The 18,229-nt window shown below is 32.2% G+C and carries 18 protein-coding genes and 2 pseudogenes; 12 read left to right on the top strand and 8 right to left on the bottom strand.

The annotated features are described in order from the left end of the window. Positions 1-309: pseudogene (locus FWJ34_RS10715) on the top strand (hypothetical protein); the annotation flags it as partial. Between the two features lie 39 nt (positions 310-348). Here the strand turns inward: FWJ34_RS10715 and FWJ34_RS10710 are convergent. Then, entirely contained in the window at positions 349-1,710 is a 1,362-nt protein-coding gene (locus tag FWJ34_RS10710) for a YvcK family protein (protein ID WP_308255310.1), read from the bottom strand. 150 nt (positions 1,711-1,860) lie between these two features. Between FWJ34_RS10710 and FWJ34_RS10705 the strand changes: the two genes are divergently transcribed. From FWJ34_RS10705 to FWJ34_RS10690, 4 genes are all read left to right on the top strand, one after another. Beyond that, complete coding sequence (locus tag FWJ34_RS10705; protein WP_396231847.1) at positions 1,861-3,249, top strand: TldD/PmbA family protein; 1,389 nt, start codon at positions 1,861-1,863, stop codon at positions 3,247-3,249. An 85-nt stretch (positions 3,250-3,334) separates the two neighbouring features. Next, the gene (locus FWJ34_RS10700) at positions 3,335-3,757 is read left to right on the top strand and encodes a YeeE/YedE thiosulfate transporter family protein (RefSeq protein ID WP_308255309.1); all 423 of its coding nucleotides are present in this window, start codon (positions 3,335-3,337) and stop codon (positions 3,755-3,757) included. Between the two features lie 272 nt (positions 3,758-4,029). Further along, positions 4,030-4,461 carry a YeeE/YedE family protein gene (locus FWJ34_RS10695; protein WP_308255308.1) on the top strand — a complete coding sequence of 144 codons (432 nt, stop codon included), beginning with the start codon at positions 4,030-4,032 and terminating at the stop codon, positions 4,459-4,461. A gap of 9 nt (positions 4,462-4,470) precedes the next feature. Next, positions 4,471-5,367 (top strand): lysylphosphatidylglycerol synthase domain-containing protein, encoded by an 897-nt coding sequence (locus tag FWJ34_RS10690; RefSeq protein WP_308255307.1) that lies wholly within the window; start codon positions 4,471-4,473, stop codon positions 5,365-5,367. Positions 5,368-5,401: 34 nt separating this feature from the next. Here the strand turns inward: FWJ34_RS10690 and FWJ34_RS10685 are convergent, their stop codons facing one another. Further along, entirely contained in the window at positions 5,402-6,280 is an 879-nt protein-coding gene (locus tag FWJ34_RS10685) for a pentapeptide repeat-containing protein (RefSeq protein WP_308255306.1), read from the bottom strand. 216 nt (positions 6,281-6,496) lie between these two features. Here FWJ34_RS10685 and FWJ34_RS10680 point away from each other — a divergent pair, with 216 nt between their 5' ends. Further along, a complete protein-coding gene (locus FWJ34_RS10680; RefSeq protein WP_308255305.1) occupies positions 6,497-7,555 on the top strand; it encodes an alpha/beta fold hydrolase in 1,059 nt (352 codons plus the stop codon). Between the two features lie 241 nt (positions 7,556-7,796). Beyond that, positions 7,797-8,255, top strand: a complete 459-nt coding sequence (mscL, locus tag FWJ34_RS10675; protein ID WP_308255304.1) for a large conductance mechanosensitive channel protein MscL — start codon at positions 7,797-7,799, stop codon at positions 8,253-8,255. A 134-nt stretch (positions 8,256-8,389) separates the two neighbouring features. Here mscL and FWJ34_RS10670 read toward each other — a convergent pair whose 3' ends face one another. Beyond that, positions 8,390-8,845: a peroxiredoxin gene (locus tag FWJ34_RS10670; protein WP_308255303.1), complete on the bottom strand. Its 456-nt coding sequence runs from the start codon at positions 8,843-8,845 to the stop codon at positions 8,390-8,392. Between the two features lie 85 nt (positions 8,846-8,930). Here FWJ34_RS10670 and FWJ34_RS10665 point away from each other — a divergent pair, with 85 nt between their 5' ends. Next, entirely contained in the window at positions 8,931-9,689 is a 759-nt protein-coding gene (locus FWJ34_RS10665; RefSeq protein WP_308255302.1) for a rhodanese-related sulfurtransferase, read from the top strand. Between the two features lie 274 nt (positions 9,690-9,963). Here FWJ34_RS10665 and crtR read toward each other — a convergent pair whose 3' ends face one another. Further along, positions 9,964-10,845: a beta-carotene hydroxylase gene (crtR, locus tag FWJ34_RS10660; RefSeq protein ID WP_308255301.1), complete on the bottom strand. Its 882-nt coding sequence runs from the start codon at positions 10,843-10,845 to the stop codon at positions 9,964-9,966. A 200-nt stretch (positions 10,846-11,045) separates the two neighbouring features. Between crtR and rpaB the strand changes: the two genes are divergently transcribed. After that, positions 11,046-11,792, top strand: a complete 747-nt coding sequence (rpaB, locus tag FWJ34_RS10655) for a response regulator transcription factor RpaB (RefSeq protein WP_308255300.1) — start codon at positions 11,046-11,048, stop codon at positions 11,790-11,792. A gap of 21 nt (positions 11,793-11,813) precedes the next feature. Then, on the top strand, positions 11,814-12,452 hold the full coding sequence (locus FWJ34_RS10650; protein ID WP_308255299.1) for a cofactor assembly of complex C subunit B: 639 nt from the start codon (positions 11,814-11,816) through the stop codon (positions 12,450-12,452). Positions 12,453-12,589: 137 nt separating this feature from the next. Here the strand turns inward: FWJ34_RS10650 and FWJ34_RS10645 are convergent, their stop codons facing one another. Further along, positions 12,590-13,915 (bottom strand): ABC transporter substrate-binding protein, encoded by a 1,326-nt coding sequence (locus FWJ34_RS10645; RefSeq protein WP_308255298.1) that lies wholly within the window; start codon positions 13,913-13,915, stop codon positions 12,590-12,592. A gap of 436 nt (positions 13,916-14,351) precedes the next feature. Here FWJ34_RS10645 and FWJ34_RS10640 point away from each other — a divergent pair, with 436 nt between their 5' ends. Continuing rightward, positions 14,352-14,873, top strand: a complete 522-nt coding sequence (locus tag FWJ34_RS10640) for an adenine phosphoribosyltransferase (RefSeq protein WP_308255297.1) — start codon at positions 14,352-14,354, stop codon at positions 14,871-14,873. Positions 14,874-15,042: 169 nt separating this feature from the next. On the opposite strand, the gene FWJ34_RS10635 is transcribed toward FWJ34_RS10640, so the two are convergent. The 3 genes from FWJ34_RS10635 to miaB form a co-directional block, all read right to left on the bottom strand. Beyond that, a complete protein-coding gene (locus FWJ34_RS10635) occupies positions 15,043-15,189 on the bottom strand; it encodes a hypothetical protein (RefSeq protein WP_308255296.1) in 147 nt (48 codons plus the stop codon). 22 nt (positions 15,190-15,211) lie between these two features. Continuing rightward, positions 15,212-16,183 carry a Sll0314/Alr1548 family TPR repeat-containing protein gene (locus FWJ34_RS10630; RefSeq protein ID WP_308255295.1) on the bottom strand — a complete coding sequence of 324 codons (972 nt, stop codon included), beginning with the start codon at positions 16,181-16,183 and terminating at the stop codon, positions 15,212-15,214. A gap of 86 nt (positions 16,184-16,269) precedes the next feature. Then, a complete protein-coding gene (gene miaB, locus FWJ34_RS10625) occupies positions 16,270-17,625 on the bottom strand; it encodes a tRNA (N6-isopentenyl adenosine(37)-C2)-methylthiotransferase MiaB (protein ID WP_308255294.1) in 1,356 nt (451 codons plus the stop codon). Positions 17,626-17,781: 156 nt separating this feature from the next. On the opposite strand from miaB, the pseudogene FWJ34_RS10620 reads away from it, so the two are divergent. After that, a pseudogene (locus FWJ34_RS10620) lies at positions 17,782-18,229 on the top strand (DNA methyltransferase); the annotation flags it as partial.

Raw genomic sequence — 18,229 nt, 5'->3', positions numbered from 1 at the left:
TCTTTAAGGCATGAAGGCTATATTTTTACAGATATTGATGAGTTATCGGATTTAGTTGGTATCCCCGAAAATATCTTAAAACGTCTCGAACCTTTAATTGTTTTTGGCTATGATTTACGAAAAGAATCTAATCTTTCTTGGCGACGATTAAATACTTTATCGGTGGAAGAATTGATGAGTAATAATATCGATGAAAAAAGTGCTTTAAAAATTGTTATTGAAAGAAAACGTCATGGATATTATCAATCTTTATTAGACGTAAAAAAACGCACGGGAATCCCTATTAATATTTATCGTCATCTAGTATAGAAAATTTTTATGGCATAATAATCATTTTTATTATTTATGTTATTGCTGTCTGATGTCTGAAATAAGTCTCAATAATTTTGATTTAGGCGTGTTACTATACCATCTAAATAAAACTTTTCCTAATAATTGGGAATCATGACGTACATAACTATTTTCTGTATTCTGACTCATAATATTAGCTTGGACAATTCTTCTGTCTTGTTTAATCACTTCTTCTCTATCAAGGTAAACAGGATGACAGTTTTTCGCAGCGTATTTTCTTAATATATCATCTGAGGGAGATCGCCCTTGTACTAATACCGCATCAAAAATTTTACCACCGCACACTTGATCTATAGCACGAATATGATCACTTACGGTATAACCATCAGTTTCCCCTTTTTGGGTCATAATATTACAAACATAAATTTTAGGAGCAGAACTTTTGGCGATCGCCTCTCGAATGTCTGGTATGAGTAAATTAGGGATAATGCTAGTGTATAAACTACCGGGGCCTAAAATAATGTATTCTGCTTGTTGAATAGCTTTAATCACGGCAGGAGTAGCGGGGGGATTTGGAGGTTTACAACCCAACTCGACAATTTTTCCGCCAACTTCTGGAATATTCGACTCTCCTTCTACAATTGTACCATCAGCAAATCTAGCCCATAAACTGACATCGGATAAAGTAGCAGGTAAAACTTTACCCCGAATGGCTAAGACTTTTGCACTAGCGGCGATCGCACCTTCTAAACTTCCTGTAATGTCATTTAATGCCGTTAAAAATAGATTACCAAAACTGTGACCATTTAAACCTTCTCCTGAAGTAAAACGATATTGGAATAATTCTGTCAATAATTTTTCTTCATCAGCTAAAGAAGCGATACAATTGCGAATATCTCCAGGTGGTAACATTCCCATTTCTCTGCGTATTCTTCCAGAAGATCCACCATCATCAGCTACAGTAACGATAGCGGTAATATTGGCACTATAATCTTTAATACCTCTCAATAAAGTTGATAAACCTGTGCCACCACCAATAGCAACAACTTTTGTACCTCGATTTAGACGACGATAATTCCATAAAACATCAATTAATTCTTCTTCATTATTAGGCTTTAAAACTTCAGTAATTGAGCCTAAAGTGCGAGTTTGTCCCCAATATAATAAAAATAATCCTAAAATAATCACAATGGGGCCTGAAATATAACTAGGGATATTATTAGTAATTTTATTGAGGATAGCAATGATAAAATCAAGGAAACGATAAATAGGAGTTAATTTAGTCCAAATAGCGATACCTAAAACCGTAAAAATAATGCCAATAATGCTAGTCAGTAACCAGCGTTTGACGAAAATACCCGGCGATAACCATTTATAGAGATGATTGACTTTTTTTCGACCGTTGCGATTATTAACCATAAAATTGGGGATTATAACTATTAATTCCTCACTGCTAATAGATTATAGTTAACAATGGACTATTAATTTAGCTTACCTATTTAACTAATTATAAATACTTTTACTTGAAAATACAGTATATAAATTACTATTTATATTATTGAACACACTATGGAAGATTACCGCAATTACCTATCAGATTTAATACATCGTTACCGTCATCGAGTTGATTTTTTGACAATTCGCCTCGAAAAAGCGGAGGGTAGTAATATTGTTTTGCGTAGTAATCAAATTGAAACCTTAAGCGAAGGAATCTCCCTTGGTGGGCAAGTTAGGGCTTGTTATAAGGGGGGATGGGGTTTTGCCACTTTCAATGATTTAACCCAACTGACAGAAAGAATTGAGGATGCCATTACTTCCGCCTGTTTAGTGGGTGATGATGAGACTATTTTAGCCCCAGTATCCCCTATACAAATAAGCTGTAAATTGCCCCTCACCGGCTTAAATCCCCGTTTAATTCCACTTTTTGACAAAAAACAACTCTGCGATCACTATAATCGTATTCTAGGAGAAAATAATCCACAAATCACTACCACAAAGGTTAGTTATCAAGACTCTCAACAAACAGTATTACTAGCAACATCGGAAGGGAGTATGATAGATCAATCTTGGATTGACTGTGAAATGAGGTTTAGTGCTACTGCCAAAAATGGAGAATTAGTGCAAACGGGGAGAGAAACCATCGGCACAAGAAAAGCCTATGAAGATTTAACTAAATTAGAAACACAGGTAGAAAGCGCTGCTAAACGGGCAGTAAATGCCTTAACATTACCATCGGTAAAGGGTGGTACTTATGACGTAGTAATTGATCCTATTTTAACAGGTTTGTTTGTCCATGAAGCCTTCGGGCATTTATCAGAAGCGGATATGGCTTACGAAAACCCCGATTTATTAGAAGTGATGACAATGGGGCGTAAATTTGGTAAAGAATTTTTACAGATTTTTGACGGGGCAATGCTAGAAGGGCATCGAGGTAGTTACTATTATGATGATGAAGGCACACCAGCTACGACAACTCAATTAATCAAAGACGGTGTTTTAGTGGGGCGCTTACATTCCCGTGAAACCGCAGGAAAATTAGGAGAAAAACCCACTGGTAATGCCAGATGTTTAAAAGGGACAGATCATTATCCTCCCATCGTCAGAATGACTAACACTTGGATTGGTAGAGGTAAAACTCCCGTAGCCGATTTATTCACCAACATTAAACAAGGAGTTTATGCGGCTAATTGGTTAGGAGGCATGACTAATGGCGAAATGTTTACCTTTACCGCCGGAGAAGCATGGATGATTCGAGATGGCAAGATTGCCGAACCTGTCAAAAATGTTACTTTATCTGGCAATGTTTTTAAAACCTTAGCCAATATAGAAGCCATCGGCGATGATTTTTACTGGGATGAATCTGGTGGTTGTGGAAAAGGTGGGCAAAGTGGTTTATCTGTAGGCTGTGGTGGTCCAAGTTTGCGGATTAAAGATGTCGTTATCGGTGGAGAATCATAAATAACTAATATTCTTACCTAAAGCTGTCTGTCTAAATATTTTTAGTTAATCATAAATTATAGAGTAAACTATCTGTATTAATAATATGCTAATAGAATCAAGTTGGATAAATGGCTTAATTGGCGGTATTTTTATTGGCATCAGTGCTACCGTTTTACTTGCTTTTAATGGACGTATTGCCGGTATTAGTGGCATGATTAATGGTGCATTAGAATTTACCTTTTCTCAAGTTTGGCGTTGGTATTTTCTGGGAGGAATGTTACTCGGTGGCTTGATTTATGAATATTTACTGCCTTTACCTAACACACCTCGTTATGATTTCAATTTAATTTCTATGATTATCGGCGGATTTTTAGTGGGTTTTGGCACAAGAATAGGAAACGGTTGTACTAGCGGTCATGGTGTTTGTGGTTTAGGAAGATTGTCTGTGCGATCGCTTATAGCAGTAATCAGTTTTTTAGCATCGGGAATGATTACAGTATTTATTATCACAGATATTTTATCATGAAATAAAAAAAATTGGGTAAACCACAGTAAAATTTGTGGGCAGTGCATCGCCTACATTTGAGCTAAAATTTTGTGGTTGATTTTAGAGTAAAACTACTATAAATGTTATAGATAGTTATTTTAAATAATAATGAGACAGTTTTGTATGATTATTAATTATCGCAAAGTATCTAATTGTGGGCATTGCCCACCCTACAAAATTTTTAAATTTGTCTCAATCTTAATTGAATTAACTATAAAATCTAAACCGTTAGTATACATTTCACCATAAAAATGAACAATAAACAGAATATCACCGCCTTAATCAGTGGTTTACTATTTGGTTTAGGGTTATCTATATCTCAGATGATAGACAGAGAAAGAGTTATTGGTTTTCTTAATGTTACAGGCAAATGGGATGCAACTTTAATGTTTGTTTTGGGTGGTGCAGTGGGAGTAACAATAATTACTTTTAGATTTATTTTGCCCTTAAAACATCCTATTTTTGACAGTAAATTTTACTTGCCTACTCGTCAGGATATAGATGGTAAATTAATCTTAGGGGCAGTTATTTTTGGCATTGGTTGGGGAATTTCCGGATTTTGTCCCGGACCAGCAATTACATCTTTAATACAACTAAGTTTTAATCCGATTATCTTCATTTTAGCGTTTATAGGTGGTTCTTTTGCTTCTCAATTACTGACAAAATCAAAACTTAAGGAATAGATTTAGTTAATGAAGTTAGTTAAAAAGTTTTTTCGATGGCTAATTTTAGGGGTAACTTTATTCTTTATAATTGCTACTTTTAAGCATAATTGGCGAGAAGTAATGGGGGTAAAATTTACTAACTTTACTTGGTTAATGTTAGGATTAAGTTTATTTTTAAATATTATTGCTCATACTTTTTCAGCTTGGGTTTGGACTTGGATTTTAACTATTTTTCACACTAAATTACAAGGGTTAAAAGCGATAAAAATTTATTTAATTACCAATATTAGTAAATATCTTCCGGGTAATATTTGGCATTTTTTCGGTAGAGTTAAAGCTATTCAAGCCGAAGGTGATAGTTTAGCTTTAGCAACGGTTAGCGTTATTATTGAACCTTTATTAATGGCGATCGCAGCTTTATTAATTACGATTATTAGTGCTAGTATTGGCATTATAGAAATTAACTTTTCTCCCTTAATTTTTCTTGTTGAATTAATCTTTATAATCATTATTATAATCGGTATTCATCCAAAAATTATTAACCCAATTTTAAGTAAGTTAGCCAAAAGTAAAGGAAGTAAACAAAGTGCTAATTTAACTAAATATCCTTTATTACCTTTATTAGGAGAAGTTATGTTTTTATTATTAAGAGGATTGGCTTTTTTATTAATTTTATTGGCTTTTATTCCTCTAAAAATAACTTTAATTCCCCAAGTATTAAGCGGTTTTAGTTTTGCTTGGTTACTAGGTTTAATTATACCCGGTGCCCCTGGAGGAATTGGCATTTTTGAAGCCACAATTATCGCTACTTTTAATCAATCTTTTTTCCCCTCTGAAATAGTTTTAATAGTCATAGCATTATTCCGCATTAATAGCATTTTAGCTGAATTAATTACTGCGGCCATTGCTTTTATAGATAAATGATAAGATTTCAGTTATCAAGTGTTAATTTTAAACATTAATTTGAGTTACTGTGGGTTAAATTGGGTTTAAAATCTATTTTTTTGACATCTTTTTCTATAGGCACAATGTCACAATTATTAAAAGCAGATATTAAACGCATTTTTGCTTTATTAGGATCAAATTGAGGATCAAGTTTGGTAAAATTATCATAACAAGCATTAGTTAAATTAGTATTTGTCAGATCAGTTTTTTCTAAATTAACACTTCTTAAATCAGCATTAGTCATATTAGCATTATTAAGTTTTGCTTGATAAAAATTACTGCCATGTAAATTAGCTTGACTAAGATTTGCTTTCGTTAAATCTGCACCCATAAAATTGGCATAAGATAAATCTAAATTATCTAACTTTGCTTCGGTTAAGTTGGCATTTTTTAATAATGGAGTAGCAATTTTATTCCCCTTAAAAGTTAATAAATGAGTATCTTCTAAAAACATAATAATATAACGCTTTCTTTCACCATCAATTTCTGATAAAGCTGTTTGAGTATTCGCTCTTAATAAATAAGGATTTTGCTGTAATTTCCACAAAGGATAATCTAAAGTTAATTGTGTTGTTTGGTTTAAATAATCTGTTAAAATTGTTTGGTGATAACGCTCTAGTTCTAAGGTATAGTTAGCATTATTGTCCTGAATTTGTAACGGACGATACAGAAATTGCTCACTAAAAATGTTAGAAATCGTCAGGAATCCAATAATAAGGGTAGTAGTAGCTGTAATTAAAGAACCAACGATAGGACCGATGGCAATTTGGGGAATATGTACAGAATTAGTTATAGTTTCAGCGATGGCATTAATGAAAGAAGATAAGGTTTTTTGAAAACGTTTAACAATTTTAAGTACAAAAGATTGAGGTTGATTATTTTCCTCCGGCATATAACACAAAAAATAGAATCGACAAAAATATTATCACAATTTATAGTAATGGGGTGATGGGGTGAATAGTAAAATAGGCATTTTGCCCGTAATTCCTAATTCCTAAATTCCTAATTCCTAATTTTTCTAAAAGATTTCTGACTTTACCTGTTGCACTTACTACATAACCTATTGCCTACCTCAAAATTTTTTTGGTGTAATCTCTTATCAAATACTATGTTAACTCAAGGATTTTTCGAGCCTCCTTTTTTCTTAAAGAATGGTTTATTAATGACTTTAAATTCTGCTTTTAATTATTCTAAAAATTGGCAAAAAAAAGTTGATTTATACCCATTAAATTATCAGTCTGTTATCTTTAACGGTTATCAAAATACTCCTATTTATGCTCAAGTTGCTATTCCGAAAAATGCTAAAAGTACAATTATTGCTACCTATGGTATCACAGGAGATTTAACTAATCAATGGTTTTTACAAGTATTAGCCCATAAAGCCTTTCATCAAAATCATGCTATCATTTTATTTGATTGGCGATCGCATGGAAAAACAGCAGAATTATCTCCAGCGTTAACATCCGATGGATTATATGAAGGAAAAGATTTTGTATTAATTGCTACCCAAGCTAAAAAAATGGGTTGCCCAACACCATTTTGTTTTATGGGTTATTCTTTAGGAGGAAAATTAGCTTTATGGGGATTAAATGAGAGTAGATTTATTAACGAAAATAAAAATTATTCTGACTTAAAAGAATCTGATATTAAAGGATGTGCTGTGGTATGCCCCAGTTTAGATGCAAAAAAATCTTTACTTTATTTAATGAATCATCCTATTTATAAATATGTAGAAAAAGCTATTACTAAAAATCTTAAAAAATTAGCTTTATCTCTTTATGAATATCATCCTCAACAATTTGATTTAGAAGTAATAAATAACATCAATAGTATTTGGAATTTTGATCAAGAATTAGTGATTAAAAAGTTAAATTTTAAAACAGTAGAAGAATATTATCATGCCACTAGCCCTTTAAATTTTTTACCTGATTTAAACAAGCCTACATTTATTTTATATGCTGAAGATGATCCTTTATTTTGTCCTAGTATTGTACCTAATTTAATCAATATAGCTAAAGCAAATTCTCAGATTAATTTATTTTTAACTATCTATGGTGGTCATGTCGGTTATATTAGTAATAAATACTGTCAACAATATTGGCAAGATCAAGATCAATGGTATAGTTGGAATCGTATTTTAGACTGGTGGAATTTGCTAATTGGTTAAAGATTTATTTTTTTATATAGCAATCCTAAATGATTCGTGGCAAAGCAAACATCAAAAATTTAAAGGCAAGGGGTTGAAACCTCTTGTTAAACTGAGATTTTAACATTTTCTACTATTTTTAAATATCCCACCACTGATTTAGGAATGCTATAGTTACTCTTGATCCCATTTACTTTTAAGATGAATAAAAAGTCTAATCAATTTTTCACATATTATCTTAAATCAAGGAGGAAAGAAAAATATGGTAGCTAACGGAAGTAGAAGTTTTTTTGCAGATTTTCGTGATTTTATCATGAAGGGTAATGTCATTGATTTAGCTGTCGCAGTTATTCTCGGAGGTGCATTTAATGGTATTGTTAATTCTTTAGTACAAGATATTATCACTCCGGCGATTTTATCTCCTGCCATTAAAGCCGCTGGAGTTGATAAATTATCAGATTTAAGCATTTCTGGGATTAAATACGGTTTATTTTTATCTTCTGTTATCAATTTTGTGATTATTGCTTTTTGTTTATTCTCGATTATTCGCAGTTTTGAAACGGTGAAAAGAAAACTGATTCGCAAGGAAGAATTAGCAATAGCGGAGGCAGAAGCAATAGAAACTCAAGAAGTTAAACCAGAAATTCTAGCACAAGAAAATTTAACTAAAGCTATTGAAACTCTTACCGAAGTAATTAATAATAAATCAGTTAACCATTAGAAATTAATTAGGAATGAGTAATTAGAAATAAATAATTAACAACTATAGAATAGGCCTTTTATTTCGTAATTTTTAATTTCTAATTGTAAAATTTGAAAGTAATAAACGTCAAAAAAAATATTCAGTGGTGTTATTTACAGTGATTGAATAGTTTTTATCGCTTCATCTACATGGGCTTTAAAATCTAGCATCGAGTTAAAGATATGACGCACAATGCCTTCTTTATCAATGACATAAGTAACTCTACCCGGTAACACAAAAAGAGTAGCTGGAACGTCAAATAATTTTCTGACTTGGTTTTCAGAGTCGCTTAATAAGATAAAGGGTAGTTGATATTTACTCGCAAATTGTTGATGAGATGCCACAGAATCGCCACTAATGCCGATAACTTCTGCCCCAGCCTTGGTAAAAACATCATAATTATCTCTAAAGGCACAGGATTCGGCAGTACATCCGGGAGTATCATCTTTAGGATAAAAGTAAATCACTATGGCTTTTTTGCCCAGAAACTGACTTAAACTTATATTTTCTCCTGTCGCTGAAGGTAAGGTAAAATCTGGAGCGCGATCGCCAATTTTTAAACTTGTCATAATTATTGAAAATAAATTGCTTAATAAAATTAATTATAATAGAATAGTGTTTCCCTTTTTTTAAGTAGAGATAAAAATAAGTTTCATGAATTTTACTTTTGCTTCGTTTTATCAGTTTTTAGTATTAGATAATCTTGTAGATTTACAAACTCAATTTTTACAATGGTGTCATGAAAATCAAATAAAAGGAACAATTTTAATTGCCAAAGAAGGAATTAATGCTAATATTGTTGGCAAAAAAAATAACATTGAAATAGTAATTAATAATATCAAAAAAACTCTTAATTATCAAGCATTAGAAATAAAATATTGTCTGGTAGAAAAGATCCCTTTTGAAAAAATGAAAGTCAAAATTAAACCAGAAATTATCACTTTTGGTATTCCTGAAGCCAATCCTAATATCCAAGTAGGTACTTATGTTAAGTCTAAAGATTGGAATAATTTAATTTCTCTATCTGATGTAAAAGTTATCGATACTCGCAATGAATATGAAGTAAAAATTGGCACATTTAAGAATGCCGAAAATCCTCATATCCATTCTTTTCGAGAATTTAATGAATATATTGAGCAAAATTTAAACCCAGAAAAACAAGAAAAAGTAGCTCTATTTTGTACTGGTGGCATCCGTTGTGAAAAAGTTACCGCTCTGATGTTAAGTAAGGGTTTTAAAGAGGTTTATCATCTTGAAGGAGGCATTCTTAAATATTTACAAGAAATTCCCCCAGAGGAGAGTTTATGGGAAGGAGAATGTTTTGTTTTTGATGAGAGAGTTGCTGTTAAACATGGTTTAGAAAAGGGTACTTATGAATTATGCCCTGAAACGGGTGAACCAATAAGTAAATAGGGGTTGCCTTATAGTTTTTTGATGAAAATAGGTGTTAGGTATCAGGTATTAGGTGTTAGGTATTAGGTGTTAGGTAAGGAATTAGTAAAAACTTATTCAAAACGCTTTATGGCGATCGCAGGACAATCTAAGGAAATTTTCAGGATGTTAGCATAGCAAAACAACTTGAATTAATTTGTTAAAATTTTTGAAAAATTAGGTTTTTATCTCGATGGCAAAAAAAGTTGTATTTTAAATGATAGTTTAAATTTATGACTTGTTAATTGTTAATTAATTAATGTTTATGATGAAATCTGATACCTAAAAACAGATCATACATAAAACTCCAAAAATTTTTGCCTTTCAATAAATCCAAAGATTGATCACAACCTTTTTGATCTAATAATGATTTGGTAGCATAATAAGCTGGTTGATATTTATACCAAGGAATTGACGGCCATAAATGATGTACTAAATGATAGTTTTGTCCTAAAATCAGAATATTTAAAATTTTACTAGGATAAACTCTCGCATTTTTCCAGCGATCGCGATCTTGAAAAGGGCGATGGGGTAAATAATCAAAAAATAAACCTAAAGCAATTCCTACCACTAAAGCTGGTACAAACCAAAAATTCATGACATAACCGATAAAACCGTAATGAATACCTAGAAAAACCACAGTAAAGAGAAATAAACGGCTCAAAAACCACTCTAAAAGCTCATATTTACGCCATAATTTTCTTTTGAAGAAAAAAATCTCATGATAGAAAAATCTCGCCGCAATGAGCCATAAAGGGCCTCCTGTGGAGACAAAATGATCAGGATCGTTTTCGGGATCATTTACATGGGCGTGATGTTGCAAATGTACTCTTGTAAAAACAGGAAATGCAAAACCCAACATTAAAGCACTACCATGACCAAGAATAGCATTAATAATTCGATGACTATGGGCGCTATTATGGGAAGCATCATGAATTACAGTCCCAGACATATGTAAGGCTAAAACGTTAGCACAAAAACAAATCCAATCACTCCAACCCCATAAAAAGTAACCACAGGTAGAAATAGTAATTAATAAAATAGCAGTAATAAACATCAACACATTAGGATTAAATCCTGACGGTGCTTTTAAATACTCCCTTGGTACAGATGTCAACACAGGTGAAACCGACTGCATTGCTTTTGTTCACTCCTTCCTCTAAATAAATTATTTTCTTGTGGTAGTTTACAATATTTTGCTCTTAAGGTAAAGTTTTGTAAAGGTTATCTTCATAGTAATGACTAATAACTGATGAATTCAGAATGTTTAGGATAGTTTCAAATTGGGATAAACTAGATTTGATCAATGTATAATTAAATACCTATAGGAGAACAAAATTGGAAACTCATAAAGAAAAAATCTTAGTGGTAGATGATGAGGCAAGTATTCGCCGTATATTAGAAACTCGTTTATCCATGATTGGTTATGATGTTGTCACCGCCGCCGATGGAGAAGATGCCATCAAAACTTTTCACGCAACTCAACCTGATTTAGTGGTATTAGATGTGATGATGCCTAAATTAGATGGTTATGGCGTTTGTCAAGAATTACGAAAAGAATCTGATATACCTATCATCATGTTAACCGCTTTAGGAGATGTTGCCGATCGCATTACCGGCTTAGAATTAGGTGCTGATGATTATGTAGTTAAACCCTTTTCTCCCAAAGAATTAGAAGCGCGTATTCGTTCAGTATTAAGAAGAATTGATAAAACAGGAGTAGCAGGAATTCCCAGTTCGGGGGTAATATCAGTTAATGCCATTAGAATCGACACTAATAAACGTCAGGTATATAAAGGAGATCAACGTATTCGCTTGACGGGCATGGAATTTAGTCTTTTAGAGTTATTAGTCAGTAAATCTGGCGAACCATTTTCTCGTTCAGAAATCCTCCAAGAAGTATGGGGATATACGCCTGAGCGTCATGTTGATACTAGAGTTGTAGATGTTCATGTATCCCGTTTAAGAGCAAAATTAGAAGAAGATCCTAGTAATCCTGAATTAATTTTAACAGCTAGAGGTACTGGTTATTTATTTCAAAGAATTTTAGAACCAGGAGAAAAAAAACCTAATAATATTAATTAACGATTAACAAGCTGATCAAAAATGCCTCAAAAAGAAGATAATCAATTTGTTAAAAATTTACCCTTAATTGCAGGTATAATAGGCGGTTTTTTATTAATGATAAATCGCTTAGTAACTCCGACGGTTTTAGATTCTCAAGCTCGTTCTGATGCTTTAGGAGTGATTCTCTGTGCTGTGTTATTATTAGTCAGTATTTTACTGCGACAAATCGAATCTATACCCCCCCAAAGTGTTAATTTAATCGGAGAAGAAGGGATAGAATTTGCTGATAATTTACCTGAAAACATTAAAACAGAATTAGCGTGGGCAAGTCATCTTATTCTTAATAATACTGTTAGTAAATCTATCGTTATTTATTATCAAAATCAAATTTTATTACGTCGAGGAATTTTAGGCAAATCTAAAGTTATCAATCCTGGTACAATTTTAAAAAGAGTAATGGTAACAAAAAAACCCGTTTATTTAGTAGATTTAAAACACTATCCGGGTAAAGTGGAATTTGACTATTTACCAGAGAATATTCAAGGATTAATTTGTTTACCATTAAATAATCAAGGTGCAATGATTATCGCTTCTAATATTCCCCGTAGTTATACCAAACAAGATGAATTTTGGATTCAGGGTATTGCAGAAAAAATAGCTTTAACCTTAAATTCATAAATTAATAATTAAAGACATCGATCATAATTGGTAAAACACGGGCTGAAGCCCTTACTACAACTCTCTAAAAAATTTTTTTTTTAAGAATTTTAAAAATAACTAAATGTTCTCAAAAATTAGGATATTTTTCTTATTACTTATTTATTATTAATAACTAAATTAAGTCTTTTTTGTGATTCTTCTAAGGCTTGTTTCGGTGTTTTTTGCCTTAATAAAGAAGATTCGATTGCCCGTCCTAAATTTTCGGAAATAGCGGGATAATCGGCTACTATAGGGCGAGATTTAGCCACTTTCATTTGATCTAAAAATACTTGAATCATCGGATTTTCTTTGATAAATGCTTGATATTCAGTACTTTGTTGAGCTTTAATATTAATAGGTAAATAACCTGTTTTTAAGGCCCATTCTGTTTGAAATTCTTTACTTAAAATAAACTCTAAAAATTTCAGAGTTGCTTTTTCTCTTTGAGGATTAGTTTTAAAAATAAATAAATTTTCTCCCCCTAAAACTGCCGCACTTTTATTGATAATAGGTATCGGAAAAACATTATAATCGATGCCCGATTGTTTTAATTGTGCTAAAGTCCAAGGACCAGTAATTTGCATAGCCACTTTACCATTAATAAAATTATCTAATTCATAACCCCGATCAGGAGCTGATAAAATAGCACTATTATCCTTAAGTAATTCTAAACCTAATTGTAAGGCTTTTTCTGTACCTTCATTGACTAAATTAGGTTGATTATTTTGCATAATTTCACCATTGGCACTGAAAATTAAATGTAACCAAATAAAAACAGTAAATTCTCCTTTTCCTGATGATAATAAGATACCATTTTGATCAATTTTACCATCGTTATTCTTATCAATAGTTAGTTTTTTTGCCACTTCTTTAAACTCATCCCAAGTTTTTGGTGTATCTTTAATTCCTGATTTTTCAAATAAACTAGGACGATAAAACATTGCTGCATTATTAGTTGCAAAAGGTACGGAAAAAATATTATTATCTAACTCCATTGTCGATAACATTGCTGGATCAATTTCAGCTTTTATCTCTGAATTATTCCACCAGTCTTGTAACGGTTTAATAGCTTGTAATTCTACTAATTTTCCTGTTAATTGGGGTACATATAAAAGAGCATCAGGAACTTGATTTCCGGCAACAGCAGCGATAATTTTCGGTAATTGTTCATCTGGTTGTCCGATATATAAAGCCTCTACTTTTATCTTAGGATTTTCTTCATTAAATTTAGCTAACAATTCATTAAAAATTTCTCTATTTTCAGGAGGATTAATGCCATGCCAAAAAGTAATTTTTGTGACTTGATTATTGTCATTTGATGATTCAGTATTTAAACTATTATTTTGACATCCAGTAATAAAAAATAAAGTAAAAATACAAATAAAGCCAATAGATTTAAGGAAAAATTGACGACGAAAAAAGCAAAAATTGATGAAAAACATAATTAACAGTTTTTTAAAATAGACTAAATCATAAATCATTTATACACTTTATTATCACCAATGACTTAAATAACAACAAGATTATTGATTATAATATCGTCAATTACTTATATAGCAAGACTAAATCAGTTGTGAAATATTTAAAGATAGGAAATAATGTTTTACCTATTATTCAACAAAGGGTTTAAACCCCTTGCCTTTAAATTTGTAGTCCTTATTTTGCCACGAATCATTTAGGATTGCTATAGGTAAAGAATTTAAACTGTTCAATAACCCCTTGTTTTGCTAATAATTTGCCTAAAAATAAAGGGCATCGATTAATTTTGCTTACCTATTTATTGCCTTACTCAATAAAGTCATTATATTATACAATTCATTGTCTAAAGAAAAAAAACTAGATTCTTCTATAGTAAAAATTTATTATAAAATATCAATTATGGATTTAAAAACCCTGATTCGTGATATACCTGATTTTCCCCAACCCGGCATTATTTTTCGAGATATAACTACTTTATTACGCAATGCTCAAGGTTTAAAGTATGTCATTGATAGTTTAGCGGTAGAGACAGAAAAATTAAATATTTTACCTGATTATGTTGTGGGGATTGAATCAAGGGGATTTATTTTTGCACCGGCTTTAGCCTATCATCTTGATGCTGGTTTTGTGCCAGTGCGTAAAAAAGGTAAATTACCTGCAGAAGTTTTTTCCATTGAATATGATTTAGAGTATGGCACTGATATTCTCGAAATTCACCAAGATGCTTTTACTCAAGGTGCAAAAGTAATGATTGTTGATGACGTAATCGCCACAGGAGGCACGGCTAAAGCTACGGCAGATTTATTAACTCAAATTGGTTGTGAGATTGTAGCTTGTGGTTTTATCGTTGAATTAGAAGGTTTAAAAGGTAAAGATAAATTACCAGATGTACCGATTATTTCACTAGTTAAATATAGTTAACAAACTAAGCCAGTTTGCATCTAACTTGAGGAATGAGGGTAGGGAAGAGGGGATTTGGGAAGAGGCAACAGATAAACTTTTGAGTCATTATTTTTTAACCACAGTTTATGTTTTACTTAGAAAAACCTTGATTTTTCCTTAGACACGAGTGCAAAATAAAAATTAAAATCTATTTAAGGTAAAAATTATTAATTTTAATAACCATTGCCCATTGCCCATTGCCCATTGCCCCGTTGCCTATTACAGCGACTTGTGCAGCGGCAGGTTTATTATTTAACCTAATACCTGAAACCCGATACCTAATACCTACCCTCATGAAAATACTTTTTGAGTAATCCCTAATTACTAGAAGAAGTGCCTAACTCTGATATTTTTTCGAGGGTTTTACGTTTTTCTCTTTGTAAAGGTTTTTGTACAGCTTCTTGAGGTAATTGATCGATTTTTGCTAAAGCTATATCAAAATTTTTTACGGCTTCTTGTAACAATGGTATATTTTTTTCTTGTTGTCCTTTTTGTCTTAAGATTTGTCCTTTAAGATAATATAACTCTGGATTCAAAGGCGTACTTTCAATGGCTTTATTCACAAAAGTTAAGGCTAAATCATAATCCTTTAAATCTCGATATGCTAGAGCAATTCCACGATTAACTAAATATTGAGGAGAGGCATAAGTTTGTAAATTATCTATGGCTTGTTGAGGACTAGAAAAAGGTAAATTTACCGCTAACATTAAGTTTAAATAACCCTTAATTAAATTTAATTCTGGATCATTTTTATCAATTTTTTCCGCTTTCTCAAAATAATCGAAAACTAATTGTAATTTGCCTAAAGCAGCGATCGCCCCTTTTTGACGATATTCATTAGCACCATCTAAAAAATTACCAACACCTAAGTATAAATTACTCCGAAGGGGATCTTGTTTAGCGATAGCCTTAGCAACTTTTAAAGTTTCGGCAGTATAGGTTTCCATAGTTTTCCAATCTTGCTCAGTATAAGCTAAAGAAGCTCGTAAAGCAGGTAACATAGGATCATTATCCGCAGAATTTTTTGCCTTGTTTAAATATTCTTTCGCTTGAGGATAGTTACCATCTTCAAATAAAGCTTTGAAAGCCAATTCTGTTTCTGCTGTAATATTGCGAGAGTTAGTATTACGAAAAGGATCACCTGCGAAACTAGCACCAGAGAATAGAATAAAAGAAATTATTGACAATAAACCAGTAGTCGATAATTTTATCCAAGACAGAGAAATTTTCAGGTTAAAATTAAGCTGAGGCTGAACATCGTTGCCTTTTAAAATACGATAAATTTTCATATTAATTACAATTTTGAGCCACAATCAATTACTTCGTTTCTGATTTTAACTGAAAAATCAAATCTGAGGTAAAAAGATTGAAACTCTTATGAAGTAACTAGGGATAAGGCTTCACCAGTTAAACTAAAAGGACGAATTTGTGTTATTTTGACAGGAATAATTTTACCTTTTAACTGTTTTATCTCCCCCGCAAAAAAAGTTAAACGATTACCGTCTGTTCTACCTACCACTTGAGTGCTATCTTTAGGGTTAACATCTTCTACCAATACTTTTTCTACCCTATTTAAGTATCGTTGAGATCTTTCGGCTGCCTTAATTGATACTAAATGATTTAATTGTTGAAGTCGATCGCTTTTTTCTTGTTCACTAATTTGATTATCCCACAAAGCGGCGGGAGTATTTGGACGAGGAGAATAAGCAGCCGTATTTAGTTGATCAAAACCAATATCATCCACTAAAGTTAAAGTATTCTGAAATTGTGCTTCAGTTTCTCCCGGAAAACCGACAATGGCATCGGCACTAATAGACGCATGGGGCATATAATGACGAATTTTAGAGATAATATCCCGATAACGCTCATGGGTATAACCTCTTTTCATTGCCTTCAGAATGTCATTATCACCAGATTGAAAGGGAATATGAAAATGTTCGCATACCTTCGGTAATTCGTGACAAGCCTGAATTAAACGCTCAGTAAAATAACGAGGATGAGAAGTCGCAAAACGAATACGCTCAATACCTTTTACATCATGAATATAATAAAGTAAATCCGTGAAAGTGTGTAAATGTCTTCCCGTTTCTGTTGTGCCGGGTAAATCTCGCCCATAAGCATCAATATTTTGCCCTAATAAAGTTACTTCTTTATAACCTTGACTAGCAATATCTTCAATTTCAGCTTTGATAGATTCAGGAGTGCGGGATTGTTCTACACCTCTAACATTAGGAACAACACAATAACTACATCTTTCATTACAACCATAAATAATATTTACCCATGCAGAAATTTCACTTTCACGGCGAGGTTTAGTAATATCTTCATAAATATGTATAGGATCAGTTGCTACAATTTGATTACCTGTAAATACCTGTTCTAACAAACTATCTAAACGATTAGCGTGTTGTGGTCCCATAACTAAGTCTAACTCAGGAACACGTCTTAATAACATTTCTCCTTCCTGTTGAGCAACACATCCTGCTACAACTAAAGTTAAATCAGGCTCAACTTGTTTCCGCTTTGCCTGTCTGCCTAGATAAGAATATACTTTTTGTTCAGCGTTATCTCTGATAGTGCAGGTGTTATAAACAATCAAATTAGCATGATTTGGATCTTCGGTAAATTCAAAACCCATATTTTCTAAAATACCTCCCATGCGCTCAGAATCTGCTTTATTCATCTGACAGCCGAAAGTAGTAATATTATAAAGGCGTTTTTTATCAGTCATAGTTTATCTAAAAATAATCATAAAATTTAGCTTAACCCATTCTAGCAATGAATCTAGTAATGACTGCCCTGAAAATAAAAGTTATAGTATTATTATTTAATTAAGTAATGAGTATAATATCAACTAACTTAAAAATTTAGAACCTAAAAATAAGTTATGTCTCGTATCCTCATTAACCAATATCGCCGAGATTTAGAAACCAGAATCCGTTATGGTGGTAGTCGCAATGAAAGCTCAGTTAGATTTGCCTTTGCTACCCTACTAAATGGTTACTGTAAACCTCGTAATTTTATCTTAGTTGATGAGTTAACGATTAAAAGTCGCATTAATACTTCTATTCGCCCTGACGGTATTATTAAAGATGCTTTACGCCTTGACTGGGGATACTGGGAATCTAAAGACGAAAAGGATACTATAGATGCTGAAATTGAGGCTAAATTTAAAAAAGGATACCCCACTGATAATATTTTATTTGAGGATACCAAGACAGCCGTATTAATCCAAAATGGGGATGAATCTTTACGGATTGATATGGAAATTGATGAAGATTTAGACAAGTTAATTAATCAATTTTTAGACTATGAAAGGCCTGAAATAAAAGATT

This window comes from Geminocystis sp. GBBB08 (assembly GCF_016743215.1).
In the GTDB taxonomy this organism is placed as follows: Bacteria; Cyanobacteriota; Cyanobacteriia; order Cyanobacteriales; family Cyanobacteriaceae; genus Geminocystis.
This window is presented reverse-complemented; position numbering and strand designations above follow the sequence as displayed.

Bases quoted from the DNA above. Each gene is read 5' to 3' on its own strand.
- FWJ34_RS10710 (WP_308255310.1), bottom strand. From the start codon at position 1,710: ATGGTTAATAATCGCAACGGTCGAAAAAAAGTCAATCATCTCTATAAA.
- FWJ34_RS10705 (WP_396231847.1), top strand. From the start codon at position 1,861: ATGGAAGATTACCGCAATTACCTATCAGATTTAATACATCGTTACCGT.
- FWJ34_RS10700 (WP_308255309.1), top strand. From the start codon at position 3,335: ATGCTAATAGAATCAAGTTGGATAAATGGCTTAATTGGCGGTATTTTT.
- FWJ34_RS10695 (WP_308255308.1), top strand. From the start codon at position 4,030: ATGAACAATAAACAGAATATCACCGCCTTAATCAGTGGTTTACTATTT.
- FWJ34_RS10690 (WP_308255307.1), top strand. From the start codon at position 4,471: ATGAAGTTAGTTAAAAAGTTTTTTCGATGGCTAATTTTAGGGGTAACT.
- FWJ34_RS10685 (WP_308255306.1), bottom strand. From the start codon at position 6,280: ATGCCGGAGGAAAATAATCAACCTCAATCTTTTGTACTTAAAATTGTT.
- FWJ34_RS10680 (WP_308255305.1), top strand. From the start codon at position 6,497: ATGTTAACTCAAGGATTTTTCGAGCCTCCTTTTTTCTTAAAGAATGGT.
- mscL (WP_308255304.1), top strand. From the start codon at position 7,797: ATGGTAGCTAACGGAAGTAGAAGTTTTTTTGCAGATTTTCGTGATTTT.
- FWJ34_RS10670 (WP_308255303.1), bottom strand. From the start codon at position 8,845: ATGACAAGTTTAAAAATTGGCGATCGCGCTCCAGATTTTACCTTACCT.
- FWJ34_RS10665 (WP_308255302.1), top strand. From the start codon at position 8,931: ATGAATTTTACTTTTGCTTCGTTTTATCAGTTTTTAGTATTAGATAAT.
- crtR (WP_308255301.1), bottom strand. From the start codon at position 10,845: ATGCAGTCGGTTTCACCTGTGTTGACATCTGTACCAAGGGAGTATTTA.
- FWJ34_RS10650 (WP_308255299.1), top strand. From the start codon at position 11,814: ATGCCTCAAAAAGAAGATAATCAATTTGTTAAAAATTTACCCTTAATT.
- FWJ34_RS10645 (WP_308255298.1), bottom strand. From the start codon at position 13,915: ATGTTTTTCATCAATTTTTGCTTTTTTCGTCGTCAATTTTTCCTTAAA.
- FWJ34_RS10640 (WP_308255297.1), top strand. From the start codon at position 14,352: ATGGATTTAAAAACCCTGATTCGTGATATACCTGATTTTCCCCAACCC.
- FWJ34_RS10635 (WP_308255296.1), bottom strand. From the start codon at position 15,189: ATGAGGGTAGGTATTAGGTATCGGGTTTCAGGTATTAGGTTAAATAAT.
- FWJ34_RS10630 (WP_308255295.1), bottom strand. From the start codon at position 16,183: ATGAAAATTTATCGTATTTTAAAAGGCAACGATGTTCAGCCTCAGCTT.
- miaB (WP_308255294.1), bottom strand. From the start codon at position 17,625: ATGACTGATAAAAAACGCCTTTATAATATTACTACTTTCGGCTGTCAG.